Consider the following 18329-nt stretch of genomic DNA (forward strand, 5'->3'; position numbering starts at 1 on the left):
CGGAGGTGCCGCCGCCATGCCCCTGGGCTCTTACCTGGACCGTCTGCGCCGCGTGCTCATCGTCGCGCTGCTGTGGGACACCGCGCGCCGGTGGTCCGAGCACCGCGCCGCCAGCAAGGGCGCGGCGCTGGCCCTGTACATGGTGTTCTCGCTCGCGCCCATCCTGCTGCTGGTCATCGCCATCGCGGGCACCTTCTTCGGCGAGGATGCCGTGCGCAACCAGCTCGTCAGCCAGATCGGCTCGCTGACGGGGCGCCAGGGAGCCGAGGCCATCCAGACCGTCCTGGCCAGCGCCCAGCAATCGGACAAGGGCTGGGCGGCCGCCCTGATCTCGACCGTGCTGCTGATGTTCAGCGCGACCACGGCCTTCTCGGAACTGAAAGAAAGCCTGGACGAGTTGTGGGACGTGCCGTCGTCCAGGACGTCCGGCATCTGGGCCCTGGTCCGCGGCCGGCTGCTGTCGTTCGGCCTGGTGCTGGTCCTGGCCCTGTTCCTGCTGATCTCGCTGGCCGTCAACGCCGCGCTGGCCGCCCTGCAGGAATACTGGCACGCCTTCTGGGCCGAGTCGGTGTTTTCGACGGCGGCGCTGCTGGCGTCCAACCTGTTTTCCTTCGCCGTGGTCACGGCGCTGTTCGCGGTGGTGTTCAAGCTGCTGCCCAGCGTCCGCATCCCCTGGCGGGAGGTCGTGCCGGGCGCGCTGATGACGGCCGTGCTGTTCCTGATCGGCAAGGGCGTCATCGGCCTGTACCTGGGGCACGGCAGCGTGGCGTCGTCCTACGGCGTGGCCGGTTCGGTCATCGCGCTGATCCTGTGGATCTATTATTCGGCGCAGATATTCTTCTTCGGCGCCGCTTTCACGCGGCAATACGCCGACACCTTCGGCAAGGGCAAGCGCCGCATTGCGCAGGCATTGGACGAAATCCCCCGTTGAAGTAGGATAGGCCTACCCGGTACGCGGGAGAGACGACGATGGCCGCGCTGCATCCCTACATCAGGTTCCTGGGCAGTCTGCCTCAGTTCGAGATCGACCATCATGCGGGCACCGCCATCGAGCTGCGCAGCGGCGTCGTGGTGGCCAAGTATGAAGGCGAGAAGCCGCATCACCAGCACTGCCTGGCCCTGAGCTGGCCGGGCCAGCCGGCCGGACAGCCGGTGCTGGTGTCGGCCACCAAGTACGTGCCGCTGCAGGTGGGCGAAGCCATCAAGCTGGGCGCGCCCCGCGCCGAGCTGCTGGAAGCCAGCCGGCACATCTTCGTCGAGGCCGGCGTATGGCACTGAAACCCTCTGGCTAGGGCACCAGCGGCGGATCGATCCAGACGAAGGTCTCGCCGCGCGAGATCATTTCCGCCACGTCTTCGGGCGGCACCTCGTAGTCGGTGCCCATCAGGCTGGCCGCGCCCGTGTCGTGGATGTGGATGACAGACGGCGGGTCGGTGTCGATGAAATACCAGTAGTACCCGGGCTTGAGGCTGTGAGGGGTGTCTTTCACGATGGCTCTCCGTGTGTGCGAACGTCCATACCTGAAATGATACCCATCCCCCCCGCGCCGCGCGACCCGGACGCGGTCAGTCCGGGATGACCGCCGTCACCTCGATCTCGACCTGGGCCTCGTCCTCGACCAGGCCGGCCACCTGCACCGCCGTCATCGCGGGGAAATGGCGGCCGATGATCTCGCGATAGGCCTTGCCGATGTCCTCGTAGGATGCGACGTAGACCCGCTTGTCCAGCACGTACCAGGTCATGCGCACGATGTGCTCGGGCCCCGCGCCGGCTTCGGCCAGCACTTCGACGATATTGGCCAGCGCCTGCCGGACCTGGCCGGCGAAGTCCTTGGCGCGGAACACGCCGTCGGGCTCCCAGCCTATCATCCCGCTGATGAAGACCTGCTTGCCGCGGGCGGCCAGGCCGTTGCTGTAGCCGCGGGGGCGGGGCCATCCGGCCGGCTGCAGGATTTCGATGTTCGGTGCCATGGGTTCTCCTTTCGTCGTTCTTCAGGCCGCGCCCGCCGCGCGCAGCAGTTCGCGGGCGATGATCAATTGCTGGACTTCGGTGGCGCCTTCGTAGATGCGCAGCGCGCGGATCTCGCGATACAGGCGTTCGACCGTCTCGCCGCTGACCACACCCTGCCCGCCGAACATCTGCACCGCCGCGTCGATCACGCGCTGCGCGGTCTCGGTGGCGGTCATCTTGGCCATGGCCGCCTCCTTGGTGATGCGCGCGCCGCCGTCGCGCATCCAGGCCGCCCGGTAGGTCAACAGCGCCGCGGCATCGACGCCGGTGGCCATCTCGGCCAGCTTCGCCTGGGTCAACTGGAAGTCGGCCAGCGTCTGGCCGAACATGCGGCGCGAGGTCGCGCGTGCCAGCGCCTCGTCCAGGGCGCGGCGGGCGAAGCCCAGCGCCGCGGCCGCCACCGAGGTGCGAAAGACATCCAGCGTAGCCATCGCGACCTTGAAGCCCTGCCCCGGCTCGCCCAGCCGCTGGGACACCGGCACGCGGCAGCCGGCAAAGCGCAGCCGCGCCAGCGGGTGCGGCGCGATCACGTCGATGCGCTCGGCGATCTCCAGCCCGGGGGTATCGGCATCGACCACCAGCGCGGTGATGCCGCGCGCCCCCGGCGCCTCGCCGGTCCGCACGAACACCACGTAGAAGTCGGCGATGCCGCCATTCGAGATCCAGGTCTTGCTGCCGTCCAGCACATAGTGCGAACCATCCAGCGTGGCCGCGCAGGCCATCGCGGCCACGTCCGAGCCCGCCTCGGGTTCGGACAGCGCGAAAGCGGCGATGGCCTGGCCGGCGGCCACGCGCGGCAGGTAGCGCGCGCGCTGGTCGCCGGTGCCGAACAGGCTGATCGCGCCCGACCCCAGGCCCTGCATGGCGAAGGAAAAATCCGCCAGCCCGTCGTGATAGGCCAGCGTCTCGCGGATCAGGCAGACGGCGCGGGTGTCGATGGTGTCGGTCAGCCCGCCATGCTCCAACCCCGCCACGGCATACCGCAGCCACCCGTCCTCGCCCAGCGCGCGCACCAGCCCGCGGCAGGTCGCATCGGTATCCCCGCCATGCGCATGCGCCACCCGCCGCGCCGCCCAGGGGTCCAGCTCCGCCACCAGTTCCTGGTGCCGCAGTTCGAAGAACGGCCAGGCCAGGTGCTGCGCCCGCGCCGCCACGCCGCCGGGCTGCCCCAGCGGATGAGCCTGCGCGCGGTTCGAATTCGATGCTTCACTCATACCAGCTCCACTGAGTAACTTTCCAGGGCACAGCGGATCCGGCTCCGCCGGTCCGCCAGTGCCGCCCCCTGGGGGCGCGCGTCAGCGCGTAGGGGGGACCTCTCCTTCAGTCCCCTTCGAAGATCGGGCGCTGTTTCGCCACGAAGGCGTGATAGGCGCGGTGGAAATCATTGGTGGCCATGCAGATGGCCTGCGCCTGCGCTTCGGACTCGATGGCCTGCTCGATGCCCATGTTCCATTCCTGGTGCAGCATGCGCTTGGTCATCGCGTGAGCGAACATCGGCCCCTGCGCCAGGCTGGCCGCCAGTTCGTAGGCCTGGCCGGACAAGGCGTCCGGTTCGCACAGGCGGTTGAAGAAGCCCCAGCGCTCACCTTCGTCGCCCCCCATCGAGCGGCCGGTGTACAGCAATTCGGACGCCCTGCCCTGTCCGATCACGCGCGGCAGCAGCGCGCACGCGCCCATGTCGCAGCCGGCCAGGCCGACGCGGGTGAACAGGAAAGCCGTCTTGCTGCGCGCGGTGCCCAGGCGCATGTCCGAGGCCATCGCCAGGATGGCGCCCGCGCCCGCGCACACGCCGTCCACCGCCGCCACGATGGGTTGCGGGCAGGCGCGCATGGCCTTCACCAGGTCGCCCGTCATCCGTGTGAAAGCCAGCAGCGACGGCATGTCCAGGCGGGTGAGCGGGCCGATGATGTCGTGCACGTCGCCGCCGGAGCAGAAGTTGCCGCCAGCGCCTTGCACCACCACCGTGCGGATGTCGTCGGCATAGGCCAGCGCGCGGAAGAAATCGCGCAGCTCGGCATAGGAGTCGAAGGTGAGCGGATTCTTGCGCTCGGGACGGTCGAGCGTGACGATGGCGACCGCGTCGCGTACCTGCAGCGAGAAATGCCGGGCCTCGTAGTCGGCCATGACGGTACGGCCGCCGTGCAGCATCTGTCTTTCCCCATGAACATGGCGCATGGTCGTCATCCCCCGTTCTATTTGCGTTCGGCGGGCGACCGGTCGGTCAGCCCCTGTTTCAATTGCGACAGCAGTTCGATCAGCGTGTCCTTGGACGCCGCGGGCAGGGTCGAGAACAGCTCGACGATCCACTGCTCGTGCACGGCCGCCATCTTCGCGAAGGCCTTGCGTCCGGACGGCGTGAGCTTGACCACGAAGGCGCGCCGGTCTTCCGGCGAGGGCTCGCGCACCACCAGCTTTTCTTCCTCGAGCTGGTCGGTGATGCCGGTGACGTTGCCGCCGGTCACCATCATGCGCTGCGACAGCTCGCCCATGCGCAGTCCCTCGGGGTGGCGCTCGAGCTGGGCCATGAGATCGAAGCGCGGCAGCGTGATGTCGAAATCGGCGCGCAGGCGCGACCGGATCTCGGTCTCGATGCGCACCGTGCAGGACAGCATGCGCAGCCACAACACCAGCGACTGGTGGTGGTCTTCCGTCAGCCGGGCTTCCAGGTCGAGCACCGGCGCGGGCTCGCGTCCCGCGCCGGTGCCGCTTTCATCGATGGGCTTGCGAGCCATCGTTACTCCTTCAAGTGACTTCGCCGCCCGCGACCGCGATGGCCTGGCCGTTCATCGCGGCCGAGGCCGGCAGGCACAGCCAGACGGCGGCGTTGGCCACTTCGTCGGGTTGCACCAGCCGCTTCTGCGGATTGAACGCGGCCAGCGCCGCCGTGGCCTCGGCCTGGCTGCGGCCGGTGCGGGCGGATATGTTGGCGATGGCCTCGCGGCCCAGATCGGTTTCGGTAAAGCCCGGGCACACGGCGTTGACCGTGACCCCCTTGGTGGCGACCTCCAGCGCCATCGCGCGCGTCAACCCGACGACGCCGTGCTTGGAGGCGCAATAGGCCGCCGTGTAGGTATAGCCGATCAGGCCGGCGGTGCTGGCCACGTTGACGATGCGCCCCCAGCCGGCTTCCAGCATGCCGGGAAGGACCGCGCGCGAGCAATAGAAGCTTCCGCTCAGGTTGACCGCCAGCATGCGCGTCCACAAGGCGTCGTCGGTCTTGCCCACGGACGCCGATTCCGCCTGGCCGGCGTTGTTGACGAGGATGTCGATACGCCCCGCCGCGCGCACGGCTTCGGCCATGCCCTGCTCGACCGAGGCCGATTCGGCCACGTCCATCCGCACCCGACGCGCGGCGCCCAACGGCGCCAGCGCCGCCACCGCGCCATCCAGCGCGGCCGGGTCGCGGCCCGTCAGCGTGACCGCGGCCCCCTGGCGCAGCAGTTCGCGAGCGATGGCGAGGCCTATGCCCCGCGCGCCGCCGGTCACCAGCGCATGCTTTCCGTTCAATTGATCCATGAGCTATGTCACCACTCCATCGTATGACTCATGCCCAGACCCAGGGCACCGCGGATCCGGCTTTGCCGGTCCGCCAGTGCCGCCCCCTTGAGGGGGCGCCCGAAGGGCGTAGGGGGTGGTCCCTTCCTTACTCCAACAGGCGTGCGGCGATTTCGCGGGGCGACATACCTTGCGTGGCCGCCGCCACCTGGCGTTCGCGTTCCAGGTTGCGCTCCAGTTGCAGGCGACCCGCGTAGTACTGCCTGGGCCACTCCACGTCCCATCCCATCTTCGCCGATTCCAGCAGCGTCCACGCCGGATTGGCCAGGTGCGGCCGGGCCAGCGCGCACAGGTCGGCGCGCCCCGCCGCGATGATGCCATTGACGTGGTCGGCTTCAAAAATGGCGCCCACCGCGATGGTCCGGATCTCGGCCTCGTTGCGGACGCGGTCGGCGAACGGCGTCTGGAACATGCGTCCATACACCGGTTGCTCGCGCTTGCTGACCTGCCCTGACGAGCAATCGATCATGTCGGCGCCGGCGGCCTTGAAGAGCCGGGCGATCTCGACCGCGTCGTCGGGCGTGATCCCGCCCTCGACCCAGTCGTGCGCCGAGATGCGCACGCTCATGGGCTTGTGCGCGGGCCATACCGCGCGCATCGCGGCGAAGACCTCGAGCGGATAGCGGCAGCGGTTCTCCAGGCTGCCGCCGTACTCGTCCGTGCGGCGGTTGGTCAGCGGCGAAATGAAGGTGGACAGCAGGTAGCCGTGGGCGCAGTGCAGTTCCAGCCAATCGAATCCGGCCTTCTCGGCCTCGAGCGTGGCATGCACGAAATCGCCCAGGATGCGGCGCATGTCGTCATGCGTGGCCGCGCGGGCCACCTGCGACACGCCGGCCAGGTATTGTTCCTCGGACGCGGCGATGAGCGGCCAGTTGCCGGACTCCAGCGGCAGGTCCGTGCCTTCCCAGGCCAGCTTGGTCGAACCCTTGGGCCCGGCGTGCCCGATCTGCACGGCGATCCGGGCATCGGTATGCTCGTGCACGAAATCGACGATGCGCTTCCAGGCCTCGGTGTGCTCGGGACGGTAGAGCCCGGGGCACCCTGGCGTGATGCGCGCGTCGGCCGACACGCAGGTCATCTCGGCGACGACCATCGCGGCCCCGCCCATCGCGCGGCTGCCCAGGTGCACCATGTGGAAGTCGCCCACCGTGCCGCCCACCGCCGAATACTGGGCCATGGGCGACATGACGATACGGTTCTTCAGGACCAGGTCGCGCACGCGCAGCGGCGTCAGCATGGGGGGGATGGGCTTGCCGCGCGGCTCGGGGGCCTCGGCCAGGCCGGCCGCCGCGAACGCCCTGCGCGCGAACCAGCGCTCGTAGCCTTCGACATAGGATGCGTCGCGCAGCCGCAGGTTCTCGTGCGACAGGCGCTGGCTGCGCGTCAGCATGGAATAGGCGAACTGCTCGGGCTCCATGTCGACGTAGCGGTCGACGTTCTCGAACCACTCCATGGAATTGCGCGCCGAGCTCTGGATCTTGAGCACCTCGATGGCCCGCACCGCCTCGTAGCCGGCCATCACGCCCTCGAGGTCCTGCCCCTGGTAGGTGTCGAAGCAGCGCGCCAGCTCGATCGCGTCCTCGAGCGCCAGCTTGGTGCCGGAGCCGATGGAGAAATGCGCCGAGTGGGCCGCGTCGCCCATCAGCACAACCGGCACGCGCTTGCCGTCGATGTCGTTCCAGTGGACCCAGCTGCCGCAGACGATGCGCGGGAAACGGATCCAGTTCGCCGAACCGCGCAGGTGGGGCGAATTGCTCAGCAGCGGCTGGCCGTCCAGGTATTTGGCGAAGAGTTTTTCGCAGAAGGCGATGGCCTCGGACTGGCTCATCTTGTCGATGCCGGCGCGCTGCCAGACCTCGTCGGGGGTCTCGATGATGAAGGTGGAGGTATCGCCGTCGTATTGGTAGGCATGCGCCTGGAACCAGCCGTGCTCGGTTTCCTCGAACGCGAAGGTGAAGGCCGGGAACAGTTTCTTGGTGCCCAGCCAGACGAACCGGCAGTCGCGGGTCTCGATGTCCGGCTTGAAGACTTCTTCATAGCGCTTGCGGACCTTGCTGTTCAGGCCGTCGCAGGCGATGACCAGGTCTGCCCCGTAGCGGCGGGCCACTTCCTGGTCGTCGTCCACCTCGGTCTCGAACACCAGTTCGACGCCCAGTTCCACGCAGCGGTCCTGCAGGATGTTCAGCAGGCGCTTGCGGCCGATGCCGCAGAAGCCGTGGCCGCCCGAGGTAATGGTGCGTCCCTTGAAATGGACGTCGATGTCGTCCCAGTGGTTGAAGGACTGGAGGATGCGGCGCGCGGTGGTTTCGTCGGCCTGCACCAGGTTGCCCAGCGTCTGGTCCGAGAAGACCACGCCCCAGCCGAAGGTATCGTAAGGACGGTTGCGCTCGATGACGACTATGCGGGATGATGGATCCCGCTTCTTCATCAGCAGCGCGAAATACAGCCCGGCGGGCCCTCCTCCGATGCACGCGATATTCATGGATCCTCCGCTGGCCGGCTCGACGGCTGGAAAAATGGCGGCGGAACACGCGTATCCGCCTGCCTGGTGGCTATTATTTCATACTTAAAATATTTTTGCGTCAAGCATTTTGGGCCTAGCGCCAGGCGTTGCGCATGCGGCTGGCGATGTCCACGCGGACGGCTGGCTGGGCCGGCGCGGCGGCCGGCGCCCCCTGCCTGGCCTTGGGCAGGATCTCGAACAGCGGCAGCATGCGCTCCGGGATGAAACGGCTGCGCGTGCCGTAGACGTGGCGGTCGCCCATGCCGCTTTGCTGGTGTACATAGAACCGCTGCGGCACCACCAGTTGCAGGTCTTCCTTGGCGCGGGTCATGGCCACGTACAGCAGGCGCCGTTCCTCTTCGATCTCGTCGGCGTCGCCGGTGCTCATGTCCGACGGAATGCAGCCGTCGACCACGTTCAGCACGTAGACGGCCTTCCACTCCTGTCCCTTGGCCGAATGGATGGTGGACAGGATGAGGTAGTCCTCGTCCAGCAGCGGCTGCCCCGACTGCGCGCTGGTGGCGTCGGGCGGATCCAGGGTCAGCTCGGTCAGGAACTGCTCGCGCGATCCATAGGTGCCGGCGATGCGCGCCAGTTGGTCCAGGTCCGCCTGGCGCACGACCGCGTCGTCGTACAGCCGCTGCAGATGCGGGCCGTACCACCGCAGCGCGAGGTCCAGGTGCGCGGGCCAGGCCAGGCCGGGGTCGCTCAGCGCCACGAAGGTATCGGCGAAAGTCTTCCAGTCCTCCGCCGCGGCGGCCGGCGGGGAAAAACCGGCCAGAGCCTGCACCGCCTGCGCGGACCCGGCCATGGCATCGAGCAGGCGCGCGGCATTGGCCGGGCCGATACCGGGCATCAACTGGGCCACCCGAAAGCCCGACAGGCGGCCCAGCGGATTGGCCGCCCAGCGCAGCAGGGCCAGCACGTCCTTCACGTGCGCGGCCTCGAGGAATTTCAGGCCGCCGAACTTGACGAAGGGGATATTGCGGCGGGTAAGCTCCAGTTCCAGCCCGGCGCTGTGGCTGGCCGAGCGGAACAGCACCGCCTGCGACATCAGCCGCACGCCGGTCTCGCGCCGCGCCAGGATCTGGTCCGCCACCCATCTGGCCTGCCCCGGCTCGTCGCTGACGTAGACCAGTTGCGGCCGCTGCGCCGAGGCGCGATCGGTCCAGAGCTGTTTGGCGTGGCGCTCGGGCGCCTCGGCGATGACGGCATTGGAGGCGTCCAGGATGGGCTGGGTCGAGCGGTAGTTGCGGTCCAGCGTGACGACGTGCGCGGGCCGCGAGAACTGCGAGGGAAAATCCAGGATGTTGCGCACGGTGGCCGCGCGGAACGAATAGATGGACTGGGCATCGTCCCCCACCACCGTCAGGCCGCGGCCGTCCGGCTTCATGGCCAGCAGGATCTCCGCCTGCAGGCGGTTGGTGTCCTGGTATTCGTCGACCAGCACGTGGTCGAAGGTGGCGCCCAGTTCGGCGGCGATGGCGGGCTCCTTGGTCATCTCGGCCCAGTACAGCAGCAGGTCATCGTAGTCCAGCACGTGCTGGTCCTGCTTGGCCTGCACGTAGGCGCCGAACAGCGTCTTCAGCTGCTCTTCCCACTGCGCGCACCAGGGGAAGTGCCGGGCCAGCACGCCGTCCAGCGGCGCCTGGCTGTTGACCGCGCGCGAATAGATGGCCAGGCAGGTGCCCTTCAGGGGAAAGCGGGACTTGGCGCCCGAGAACCCCAGCTCGTGACGCGCGAAACCCATCAGGTCCTCGGCATCGCCGCGGTCGTGGATGGTGAAGGCCTCGGACAGGCCGATGCGCGACGCGTAGTCGCGCAGCAGCCGCGCGCCGATGGCGTGGAAGGTGCCGGCCCACGGCAGCGACGGCGGCTGCCCGCCCATGCCCAGCACGGCCTGCATCACCCGGCCCGCTCGGCGCTCCATTTCGATGGCGGCGCGGCGCGAGAACGTCAGCAGCAGGATCCGGTGCGGGTCGGCGCCTTTCAGGACCAGGTTGGCCACCCGGTGGGCCAGCGTGCTGGTCTTGCCCGAGCCCGCGCCGGCGATGACCAGCAGCGGCCCGCAGCGATCGGCGTCGGCGCCGGTGCCGTACTCGACGGCTTCGCGCTGGCGGGGATTCAGGTCGGCCCAGGGATCGTGGGCCGGCGTGTCGGGAACGTGTGACATGGGACGCGGGAAGACTGTATATTCATCCAGTATAAACGCCCGTTCCCTTCCTCCGGATTTCCCGCCATGACCGTGCGCGTCGGCACCTCGTCCTGGACCGATCCCACCCTGCTGGCCTGCGGCCGCTTCTATCCCGCCTCGGCCCGCACGGCCGAGGACCGGCTGCGCTTCTATGCCTCGCGCTTCCCGCTGGTCGAGGTGGACAGCAGCTACTACCGCCTGCCGGACGCACGCACGGCCTACCTGTGGACCCGGCGCACGCCGCCGGATTTCGTCTTCCACCTGAAGGCCTTCCGGCTGTTCACGGGACACCTGACGCCGGCCGCGGCGCTGCCGGCGGACATCGGCGCGGAACTCCCGCCCGAGGCCCGCATCGTCGACCATGCCACCCTGCCGGGCGAGTTGCGCGACGAACTCTGGAGCCGTTTCCTGCAAGGCCTGGAGCCGCTGCGCCAGAGCGGCCAGCTGGCGGCGGTCCATTTCCAGTACGCGCCCCGGGTGCGCAACAACGCCGCCGGCCGCGCGCTGGTGCGCGCCTGCGCGCGGCGCATGGAGGACCAGGTCCATGCGGTGGAATTCCGCCATCGCGGCTGGCTGGACCCGGCGGGCCGATCCGGCACGCTGGCCCTGCTGCGCGAACTGGGCGCGGCCCACACCGTGGTCGACAGCCCCGACCAGTACGTGAACAGCGTGCCCGCCGTCTGGGCGGCCACGCGCCCCGACCTGGCGGTGGTGCGCCTGCACGGGCGCAACAGCCAGGCCTGGAACCGCCGGGGCCTTGCCGCCTCGTCGGGCCGCTTCGTCTACGAATACACGCCCGAGGAACTGGCGCGCATCGCCGAGCTGGTGCGCAAGCTCACGCAGGCCGCGGCCAACGTCCACGTGCTGTTCAACACCAACTTCGAGGACCAGGGCGTGCGCAACGCGGCGGCGTTCGACGACACGCTGGGGCGGCGGCCCCGTCAGACGGCGTAGCTGCTGCGGCGCACCTGCGCCACCATCTCCATCAGCCTGGGCGCCAGCCCCTCCTCCACGCTCTGCCGCGACGCGCGAAAACGCGGGATGACGGCGTTGAACACGATCAGCTCGCCGTCGCGCAGCCGGCCCATGGGCACGCCCACGGCATAGTGGTCGGGATGCTGTTCGCCATAGACGCTGCAAAAACCCTTCTTGGCGAAGGCCGCGACCGACCGGGCGGCGTGGTCCTGGTGCTCGGTCCACATGCGCGGGGTCTTGACCCGGATCTCGTTCAGCAGTTTCTGCCGTTCGGCAGGCTCGCACCCCGAGATGAAGGCATGGCCGATGGCGGTCGAGACGATGGGAAAGCGCAGGCCGATGTCCGAGAGCTGCGGCGCGAAGGCACTCGTGATGCGGCTCGTCTCCACGTAGACGATGCTGAGGCGGTCGCGTATGCCCATCGACACCGAGCAGTTCATCGACTCGGCCAGCACGTTCATCAGCGGACGGGCCAGCTGGCGCAAGGTGAGCGAAGCCAGCAGCGGATAGCCCAGCGATACCACGCCCGGCGCCAGGCGGTACTTGCCCGACAGCGTGTCGGGCCGCAGGTAGCCCAGCTTCACCAGCGTATAGGTGAAGCGCGAGATGGTCGGGGGCGACAGGCCGGTGCGCCGCGCCAGCTCCTTGTTGCCCAGCGCCGGCTCGAGCGGCGTGAAGCAGCGCAGGATCTGCATCCCCCGGGCCAGCGTGGAGGCGAACAGCCGATCGCCCTCGTGCGCCTCGTAGGCATCGAACTCGATGTCGCTGGGCTCCTCGTCGATCTGGTAGGGGTTGCGGGACATGGTGGTCAGAGTCTGTTCCGTATTCTGCATTGCAGAATGCTATTCAAAATATCCGAACTTCCCTACCAGCGATTTCCCGCACGGCACGACACTTCCGGCACGCACACCAAGGAGACGGCACCATCATGCTGAGCGCGGAAGACAACGAACTGATCACCCGTTCCGGCCCCGACACCCCCGCCGGCCGCCTGTTGCGCCAGTTCTGGGTGCCGGTGCTGCTGTCCGAGGAACTGCCGGAGCCGGACTGTCCGCCCAAGCGCATCAAGGTACTGGGCGAGGACCTGCTGGCCTTTCGCGACAGCGACGGACGCATCGGCGTGGTCGACCCCGTCTGTCCGCACCGCGGCGCCAATCTCTACTACGGCCGCAACGAGCACGCGGGACTGCGCTGCGTGTTCCATGGCTGGAAATTCGACGTGGACGGACACTGCCTGGACATGCCCACCATGCCAGCCGACTCGCCCTACCGCGACCGCGTCCGCCTGAAGTCCTATCCCGCGCGGGAATGGGGCGAATACGTCTGGGCCTACATGGGGCCGGCCGCCGAGCCGCCGCCGCTGCCCAGGCTGGCCTTCGCCCTGGTGCCGCCCTCGCACCGTTACGTCAGCAAGAAATGGCAGGACTGCAACTGGCTGCAATGCGTCGAGGGCGCGCTGGACACGACCCATTTCTCGTTCCTGCACATGCTGTTGGGCACGGAAGAAGCCGAGGCGGCGGCGGAGGTGATGGAACGGATCAAGCATGCCGCGCTGGGCGCGCAGGCCGTGCGCAACGACCGCTTCAAGTGGGTGCGCGACGACCCGATGCCGGCCTTCTCGGTGGACGAATTTCCCGCCGGACTGGTGGTGGGCGGGGCACGCAAGGCCGACGGCGACGATCTGTACTGGCGCATCGCCCACTACCTGGTCCCCAATCACGCGCTGGCGCCCAGCGCCTTCCCCGGCGAGAACTACCATGGGCAGACCTTCGTGCCCGTGAACGACACCTCGTGCTGGATCTACACCTATACCTGGAATCCCGACCGGCCGCTGACCGAGGAAGAACGGGAGGCGGCGCGCCAGGGGCACACCATCCACGCGCAGGTGGACGAGCACTACGTGCCCCACCGGAACCTGCGCAACGACTACCTGATCGACCGCCAGGACCAGAAGCACAACAGTTTCACCGGCATCCAGGGCGTGTCCGAACAGGATGCCGCCATCCAGGACAGCCAGGGCCCGATCGCCGACCGCACGCGCGAACACCTCGGTCCCACCGACCTGGGCATCGTGCGCATGCGCCGCCTGCTGCTGGGCCTGATCCGCGACGAGATGGCGGGCCGGACGCCCCAGGCGCTGTCCCACCCCGACGCGTACGCCGTGATGTCCGGCGGCTGGGTCGCGCACAAGTCCAAGGCGCTGGACGAAGTCATGACCGAGCGCTTCGGCAATCCCCAGGGCTACGTCGAGCAGGCGCGATGACCCCCTGATTTCCCCTCAAGCATGAAGCGGCGCGAAAACAGCGCCGCCATTCCGGAGACGATGATGAGACTACTCAAGCTGCTCGCGGCAACGAGCGCAGTGCTGTCCTGCGCTCTGGCGGCACCGGGCGCCCATGCGCAGAACTACCCGGTCAAACCGATCAAGCTGGTGGTGCCCTACCCGCCCAGCGGCATCGGCGACACCGCCGCGCGCGACATCGCGCTGAACCTCGCGCAGCGCCTGGGCCAGCCGGTGATCGTCGAGAACAAGCCCGGCGCCAGCCAGATGATAGGCGCGGAGTTCGTGGCCAAGTCGGCGCCAGACGGCTACACGCTGTTCCTGGGCAGCCTGTCCAGCCTCGTGCTGAACATCTCCGCGCAGAAGAACCTGCCCTACGACCCCTTCAAGGATTTCGCGCCGGTGTCGCTGGCCTTCACCACGCCGCTGTACCTGGTGGTCAATCCCTCCCTGCCGGTGAAATCGGTGGCCGATCTGATCGCCTATGCCCGCGGCAATCCCGGCAAGCTCAGTTTCGGTTCGATAGGTACGGGCAGCTCGCTGCACCTGACCGCGGAAATGTTCAAGTCCATGACCGGCACGGACATGGTCCACATTCCCTACAAGGGCAGCATGCCGGCGCTGAGCGACCTCGTGGGCGGCCAGATCCAGCTGATGTTCGACGCCGGCACCTCGGCCCTGCCGCTGGTCCACGGCGGCCGGCTGCGGGTGCTGGGCGTGACCAGCAAGACGCGCGCCAGCGGCACGCCCGACATCCCGCCCATCGCCGACACCGTGCCCGGCTTCGACGCCTCGTTCTGGTTCGGCATCGTCGCGCCGGCCGGCGTCCCCCAGCCCATCATCGACAAGCTGTCGACCGAGCTGCGCGCCATCCTGCGCCAACCCGCGCTGCGCGAGAAGCTCCGCAGCAGCGGTGTCGAGCTGACCGGCAGCACTCCCGCCGAGATGACGGCGCAAATGAAGGCCGACCTGCCGATCTGGCAGGAGGTCCAACGCAAGGCAGGCATTTCACCGGAGTAAGACATGACCTCATTCCCCGTGCAAAACCGTTTCAAGCGCCTGATCCAGTCCGGGCATCCCCAGTATGGACTGTTCTGTGTCTCCAACGCCTTGCAGACCGCGGAGGCGCTGGCCGGCAGCGGTTTCGACTTCATCATGTTCGACCTGGAGCATTCGCCCCAGAGCATGCCCCATCTGCATGCCCAGTTCGCGGCGCTGGCCTCGGGCCCTACGGCGGCCACGGTGCGCGTCCCCATCCTGGAGCCCGCCTCGTTCAAGCAGTACCTGGACCTGGGCGCGCAGGCGCTGATGGTACCCAACATCTCGAACGCGGACGAGGCCCGCGCCGCGGTGCGCTACACGCGCTACCCGCCGGCGGGCGGCGTGCGCGGCCTGGGCGGCACCATGCGCGCCACGCGCTATGGCCGCGACAAGGAATACTATGCGCGCGCCGCGCAGGAAACCTGCCTGCTGGCGCAGATCGAGACGCGCGAAGGCATGGCGAACCTGGATGCGATCTGCCGCGTCGAAGGCGTGGACATGGTGTTCTTCGGTCCGACCGACCTGTCGGCCGACATGGGGCATATGGGCCAGCCCAACCATCCCGAGGTCGTGGACGCCATCGAACAAGGAATACGGCGCGCGGTGGCGCTGGGCATGCCGGCCGGCGTGCTGGCGGGCTCGCCGGAGTGCGAACGCTACGTCGCGGCCGGCGCCACCGTGGTCATCGTCGGCTCGGACCTGTCGCTGCTGGTGCGCACCGCCGACGCGCTGGCCGCCAAGCACGTGCAGGCCGTCCGATGAGCCTCGTTGCGACATCCGGCGACGCGCCGTTCGCGCGCGAACTCGCGGCCCTGGACACCATGCTGCACATCCGCCTGCTCGAGGAAAAAATCACCGAGCTGCGCAAGGCACAGTCCATCCAGGGGTCGATCCACCTGTGCATCGGCCAGGAAGCCATCTATGCGGGCTCGTGCCAGGCGCTGCGGGCGGACGACCCGGTGTTCTCCACTTATCGCGGCCACGGGTGGGCCCTGGCGCGCGGCGTGCCGGCGCAGGGAATACTGGCCGAGCTGCTGGGCCGCGAAAGCGGCGTCTGCCGGGGACGCGGCGGCTCGGCCATGTTCAGCGCCGCCGACCACGGCTTCTATGGCGAAAACTCCATCGTCGGCGCCGGCGCCCCCATCGCCTGCGGCGCCGCGCTGGCCTCGGTGCTGCGCGGCGAGGAACGCGTGGCGCTGACCGCCTTCGGCGACGGCGCCATGAACCAGGGCGCCATCCACGAGGCGATGAACTTCGCCGCGTACCGCGATCTGCCGGTGCTGTTCATCTGCGAGAACAACACCTACGCGGAACTGACTCCAGTGGCCGAGACCGTGCGCGATGCCGAACTGCACAAGCGGGCCGCCGCCTACGGCATGCCCGGGGAACGGGTGGACGGCAACGACGTCGCCGCCGTGCGCGACTGCGTGGCGCATCACGCGGCGCGCGCCCGCGCGGGACAAGGCCCGGCCCTGATCGAGATGATGACCCAACGGCTGGTCGGCCATTATTACGGCGACCTGCAAGGCTACCGGCCGCGCGGTGAACTGGCCGAGGCCCGGCAGCGCGAGCCCATCGCGCGCCTGCGGCAGCGCCTGGAAGCGGACGGCGTGGCGGCCGATACCCTGGCCGCGCTGGAAGCGGCCGCCGCGGCCGACATCGCGCGCGCGGCCGAAGCGGCACTGGCCGCGCCCCTGGCCGATCCGGCCACCGTCATGGAGCACCTGTATGCCTGAAGCCTCTTCTTCCACGGGGGTCGCCCAGCTCAGCTTCGGCAAGGCGGTGAACGCCGCGCTGGCCCGCGCGCTGGAGGACATGCCCGAGGTCGTCCTGTATGGCGAGGACGTCGGCAAGCCCGGCGGCGTCTTCGGCGTGACCAAGGACCTGCAGCGGCAGGCCGGCGCCGCGCGCGTGTTCGACACTCCCATCAGCGAGACCGCCATGCTGGGCGTGGCGGTGGGCGCGGCCATGAGCGGCCTGCGGCCCGTGGTCGAGATCATGTGGATAGATTTCAGCCTGGTCGCCATGGACCAGCTCGTGAACCAGGCCGCCAACGTGCGCTACGTCTCGGCCGGCCGGCTGGCCGCGCCGCTGACCGTGCGCACCCAGCAGGGCGCCACGCCCGGTTCGTGCGCCCAGCACTCGCAGAACCTGGAGGCGCTGTACGCCCACATACCCGGGCTGCGCGTGGGCATCCCGGCTACCGCGCAGGATGCCTACGACATGCTGCTGGCCGCCATCCGCTGCGACGACCCGACCCTGGTCATCGAGAACCGCGCCATGTACCACGGCGACCCGCAGCCCGTCAGCCTGGGCGGCCCCATCGAGGATGCCTGCGGCGCCCGCGTCGCGCGGCCGGGCCGCGATCTCACCCTGGTGGCCTGGGGCGCCATGCTGTTCCAGGCGCTGGAGGCGGCCGCGCAACTGGCGCGCGAAGGCATCGAGGCCGAAGTGATCAACGCGCGCTGGATCGCGCCTTTCGACTGGCCCACACTGCTGGCCAGCGCCGGCCGCACCGGCCGCCTGCTGGTCGTGCACGAAGCCAACGTGACCGGCGGCTTCGGCGCCGAGATCGCGGCCCGCGTGCAGGACGAACTGTACGGCCGCCTGCGCGCGCCCGTGCGGCGCCTGGGCGTGGCCGACTGCCGCATCCCCGCCGCGCCGCACTTGCAGGCCGCGCTGATTCCCGACGCCGGCCGCATCGCCCAGGCCGCGCGCGAACTCGTGGGCGAGCAGCGGGACAGGAGGGCCCAGCCATGAGCACACTGCGCTACATCGACCATGGCGACGGCGGACCGCCCGGGGTCCTGCGACTGGCCGAGGGCATCGTGCCCGCCCCCGGTCCGGGCGAGGTGCTGATCGAAGTCGCTTTCGCCGGCGTCAACCGGCCCGACTGCGCCCAGCGCATCGGCCGCTATCCGCCGCCTCCGGGCGCCTCGCCCATCCTGGGCCTGGAAGTCTCGGGCCGCGTCGCCGCCGTCGGCCCCGGCGTCGAACGCTGGCGCGCGGGCGACATGGTCTGCGCATTGACGCCGGGCGGCGGCTACGCCAGCCATTGCCTCGCCCCGGCCGAACACTGCCTGCCGGTGCCGGCGGGTTTCTCGCTGGAACAGGCAGCGGCTCTGCCCGAAACCTGCTTCACCGTCTGGGACAACCTGTTCGTGCGGGCACGCCTGCAATCCGGCGAAAGCCTGCTGGTCCACGGCGGCTCGAGCGGCATAGGCGTCACCGCCATCCAGATGGCCAAGGCCTTCGGCGCCCGTGTACTCACGACCGTGGGCACGCCGGACAAGGCGGCCTTCTGCAGGATGCTGGGCGCCGACCTGGCGATCGACTACCGGAACGACGACTTCGTCCGGCAGGCGCTGGCCTTCACTCAGGACCGCGGCGTCGACGTCGTGCTGGACATGGTCGGCGGCCCCTATGTCGCCCGCGACCTCGAGGCCCTGGCGCTGGACGGCCGCATCGCCCTGATCGCCTTCATGGGCGGCCCCGAGGCGGTCCTGCCCATTCCCGCCCTGCTGCGCAAGCGCGCCACGCTGACCGGGTCCACGCTGCGGCCCCGTTCGGTCGCCCAGAAGGCCGTCATAGCCCGCGAGCTGGAACGCCATTGGTGGCCGCGACTGGCGGCCGGACAAGGCACGCCCGCCATCGACAGCGTCATCCCATGGACCGACACGGTGCGCGCGCACGAACGCATGGAAAGCAGCGCCCACACCGGCAAGATCGTGCTCGCCGTGAACTGATGCCCTCCCAAGCTTCCAAGGACC

18 protein-coding genes are annotated in these 18329 nt (G+C 69.0%); 9 read left to right on the forward strand and 9 right to left on the reverse strand.

Annotated features, from left to right (window positions below; translation table 11 throughout):
* The first annotated feature begins 16 nt into the window (after positions 1 to 16).
* Together WKR98_RS25035 and WKR98_RS25040 are read left to right on the forward strand one after the other, a co-directional pair.
* On the forward strand, positions 17 to 931 hold the full coding sequence (locus tag WKR98_RS25035; protein ID WP_341434966.1) for a YihY/virulence factor BrkB family protein: 915 nt from the start codon (positions 17 to 19) through the stop codon (positions 929 to 931).
* A gap of 38 nt (positions 932 to 969) precedes the next feature.
* On the forward strand, positions 970 to 1278 hold the full coding sequence (locus WKR98_RS25040; protein ID WP_124688896.1) for a hypothetical protein: 309 nt from the start codon (positions 970 to 972) through the stop codon (positions 1276 to 1278).
* Positions 1279 to 1288: 10 nt separating this feature from the next.
* Here the strand turns inward: WKR98_RS25040 and WKR98_RS25045 are convergent, their stop codons facing one another.
* The 8 genes from WKR98_RS25045 to WKR98_RS25080 form a co-directional block, all read right to left on the reverse strand.
* Entirely contained in the window at positions 1289 to 1489 is a 201-nt protein-coding gene (locus tag WKR98_RS25045) for a hypothetical protein (protein ID WP_124688895.1), read from the reverse strand.
* A gap of 76 nt (positions 1490 to 1565) precedes the next feature.
* Complete coding sequence (locus tag WKR98_RS25050) at positions 1566 to 1958, reverse strand: RidA family protein (protein ID WP_124692289.1); 393 nt, start codon at positions 1956 to 1958, stop codon at positions 1566 to 1568.
* Between the two features lie 33 nt (positions 1959 to 1991).
* Entirely contained in the window at positions 1992 to 3224 is a 1233-nt protein-coding gene (locus WKR98_RS25055; RefSeq protein ID WP_341434967.1) for an acyl-CoA dehydrogenase family protein, read from the reverse strand.
* Positions 3225 to 3330: 106 nt separating this feature from the next.
* On the reverse strand, positions 3331 to 4185 hold the full coding sequence (locus WKR98_RS25060; RefSeq protein ID WP_341434968.1) for an enoyl-CoA hydratase family protein: 855 nt from the start codon (positions 4183 to 4185) through the stop codon (positions 3331 to 3333).
* A 17-nt stretch (positions 4186 to 4202) separates the two neighbouring features.
* Complete coding sequence (locus tag WKR98_RS25065; protein ID WP_124688892.1) at positions 4203 to 4742, reverse strand: MarR family winged helix-turn-helix transcriptional regulator; 540 nt, start codon at positions 4740 to 4742, stop codon at positions 4203 to 4205.
* Positions 4743 to 4752: 10 nt separating this feature from the next.
* Complete coding sequence (locus WKR98_RS25070) at positions 4753 to 5526, reverse strand: SDR family NAD(P)-dependent oxidoreductase (RefSeq protein WP_341434969.1); 774 nt, start codon at positions 5524 to 5526, stop codon at positions 4753 to 4755.
* Positions 5527 to 5653: 127 nt separating this feature from the next.
* Positions 5654 to 8047 (reverse strand): bifunctional salicylyl-CoA 5-hydroxylase/oxidoreductase, encoded by a 2394-nt coding sequence (locus WKR98_RS25075; RefSeq protein ID WP_341434970.1) that lies wholly within the window; start codon positions 8045 to 8047, stop codon positions 5654 to 5656.
* Positions 8048 to 8162: 115 nt separating this feature from the next.
* On the reverse strand, positions 8163 to 10241 hold the full coding sequence (locus WKR98_RS25080; RefSeq protein ID WP_341434971.1) for an ATP-dependent helicase: 2079 nt from the start codon (positions 10239 to 10241) through the stop codon (positions 8163 to 8165).
* Positions 10242 to 10307: 66 nt separating this feature from the next.
* On the opposite strand from WKR98_RS25080, the gene WKR98_RS25085 reads away from it, so the two are divergent.
* Positions 10308 to 11216 carry a DUF72 domain-containing protein gene (locus WKR98_RS25085; RefSeq protein WP_341434972.1) on the forward strand — a complete coding sequence of 303 codons (909 nt, stop codon included), beginning with the start codon at positions 10308 to 10310 and terminating at the stop codon, positions 11214 to 11216.
* Here the strand turns inward: WKR98_RS25085 and WKR98_RS25090 are convergent.
* Complete coding sequence (locus WKR98_RS25090) at positions 11204 to 12070, reverse strand: IclR family transcriptional regulator (RefSeq protein ID WP_341434973.1); 867 nt, start codon at positions 12068 to 12070, stop codon at positions 11204 to 11206. The two genes, WKR98_RS25085 and WKR98_RS25090, sit on opposite strands and share 13 nt — an antisense overlap.
* Before the next feature lie 95 nt (positions 12071 to 12165).
* Here WKR98_RS25090 and WKR98_RS25095 point away from each other — a divergent pair, with 95 nt between their 5' ends.
* From WKR98_RS25095 to WKR98_RS25120, 6 genes are all read left to right on the forward strand, one after another.
* Positions 12166 to 13500, forward strand: coding sequence for a Rieske 2Fe-2S domain-containing protein (locus WKR98_RS25095; protein WP_341434974.1), 1335 nt, complete (start codon positions 12166 to 12168; stop codon positions 13498 to 13500).
* A 63-nt stretch (positions 13501 to 13563) separates the two neighbouring features.
* Positions 13564 to 14538 (forward strand): Bug family tripartite tricarboxylate transporter substrate binding protein, encoded by a 975-nt coding sequence (locus WKR98_RS25100; RefSeq protein ID WP_341434975.1) that lies wholly within the window; start codon positions 13564 to 13566, stop codon positions 14536 to 14538.
* A 3-nt stretch (positions 14539 to 14541) separates the two neighbouring features.
* The gene (locus WKR98_RS25105) at positions 14542 to 15321 is read left to right on the forward strand and encodes an HpcH/HpaI aldolase family protein (RefSeq protein ID WP_124688884.1); all 780 of its coding nucleotides are present in this window, start codon (positions 14542 to 14544) and stop codon (positions 15319 to 15321) included.
* Positions 15318 to 16295, forward strand: coding sequence for a thiamine pyrophosphate-dependent dehydrogenase E1 component subunit alpha (locus WKR98_RS25110; RefSeq protein ID WP_341434976.1), 978 nt, complete (start codon positions 15318 to 15320; stop codon positions 16293 to 16295). Before WKR98_RS25105 ends, WKR98_RS25110 begins: the two co-directional genes overlap by 4 nt.
* The gene (locus WKR98_RS25115; RefSeq protein ID WP_341434977.1) at positions 16288 to 17319 is read left to right on the forward strand and encodes an alpha-ketoacid dehydrogenase subunit beta; all 1032 of its coding nucleotides are present in this window, start codon (positions 16288 to 16290) and stop codon (positions 17317 to 17319) included. Before WKR98_RS25110 ends, WKR98_RS25115 begins: the two co-directional genes overlap by 8 nt.
* Positions 17316 to 18305 (forward strand): NAD(P)H-quinone oxidoreductase, encoded by a 990-nt coding sequence (locus tag WKR98_RS25120; protein ID WP_341434978.1) that lies wholly within the window; start codon positions 17316 to 17318, stop codon positions 18303 to 18305. Before WKR98_RS25115 ends, WKR98_RS25120 begins: the two co-directional genes overlap by 4 nt.
* The last annotated feature ends 24 nt before the right edge of the window (positions 18306 to 18329 follow it).

This window comes from Pigmentiphaga sp. YJ18 (assembly GCF_038066655.1).
Taxonomy (GTDB): domain Bacteria; phylum Pseudomonadota; class Gammaproteobacteria; order Burkholderiales; family Burkholderiaceae_B; genus Pigmentiphaga.

Excerpts from the sequence above, each read along its gene's own strand:
- WKR98_RS25035 (WP_341434966.1), top strand. The coding sequence starts at position 17 with ATGCCCCTGGGCTCTTACCTGGACCGTCTGCGCCGCGTGCTCATCGTC.
- WKR98_RS25040 (WP_124688896.1), top strand. The coding sequence starts at position 970 with ATGGCCGCGCTGCATCCCTACATCAGGTTCCTGGGCAGTCTGCCTCAG.
- WKR98_RS25055 (WP_341434967.1), bottom strand. The coding sequence starts at position 3,224 with ATGAGTGAAGCATCGAATTCGAACCGCGCGCAGGCTCATCCGCTGGGG.
- WKR98_RS25060 (WP_341434968.1), bottom strand. The coding sequence starts at position 4,185 with ATGCGCCATGTTCATGGGGAAAGACAGATGCTGCACGGCGGCCGTACC.
- WKR98_RS25065 (WP_124688892.1), bottom strand. The coding sequence starts at position 4,742 with ATGGCTCGCAAGCCCATCGATGAAAGCGGCACCGGCGCGGGACGCGAG.
- WKR98_RS25070 (WP_341434969.1), bottom strand. The coding sequence starts at position 5,526 with ATGGATCAATTGAACGGAAAGCATGCGCTGGTGACCGGCGGCGCGCGG.
- WKR98_RS25075 (WP_341434970.1), bottom strand. The coding sequence starts at position 8,047 with ATGAATATCGCGTGCATCGGAGGAGGGCCCGCCGGGCTGTATTTCGCG.
- WKR98_RS25080 (WP_341434971.1), bottom strand. The coding sequence starts at position 10,241 with ATGTCACACGTTCCCGACACGCCGGCCCACGATCCCTGGGCCGACCTG.
- WKR98_RS25085 (WP_341434972.1), top strand. The coding sequence starts at position 10,308 with ATGACCGTGCGCGTCGGCACCTCGTCCTGGACCGATCCCACCCTGCTG.
- WKR98_RS25090 (WP_341434973.1), bottom strand. The coding sequence starts at position 12,070 with ATGCAGAATACGGAACAGACTCTGACCACCATGTCCCGCAACCCCTAC.
- WKR98_RS25095 (WP_341434974.1), top strand. The coding sequence starts at position 12,166 with ATGCTGAGCGCGGAAGACAACGAACTGATCACCCGTTCCGGCCCCGAC.
- WKR98_RS25100 (WP_341434975.1), top strand. The coding sequence starts at position 13,564 with ATGAGACTACTCAAGCTGCTCGCGGCAACGAGCGCAGTGCTGTCCTGC.
- WKR98_RS25105 (WP_124688884.1), top strand. The coding sequence starts at position 14,542 with ATGACCTCATTCCCCGTGCAAAACCGTTTCAAGCGCCTGATCCAGTCC.
- WKR98_RS25110 (WP_341434976.1), top strand. The coding sequence starts at position 15,318 with ATGAGCCTCGTTGCGACATCCGGCGACGCGCCGTTCGCGCGCGAACTC.
- WKR98_RS25115 (WP_341434977.1), top strand. The coding sequence starts at position 16,288 with ATGCCTGAAGCCTCTTCTTCCACGGGGGTCGCCCAGCTCAGCTTCGGC.
- WKR98_RS25120 (WP_341434978.1), top strand. The coding sequence starts at position 17,316 with ATGAGCACACTGCGCTACATCGACCATGGCGACGGCGGACCGCCCGGG.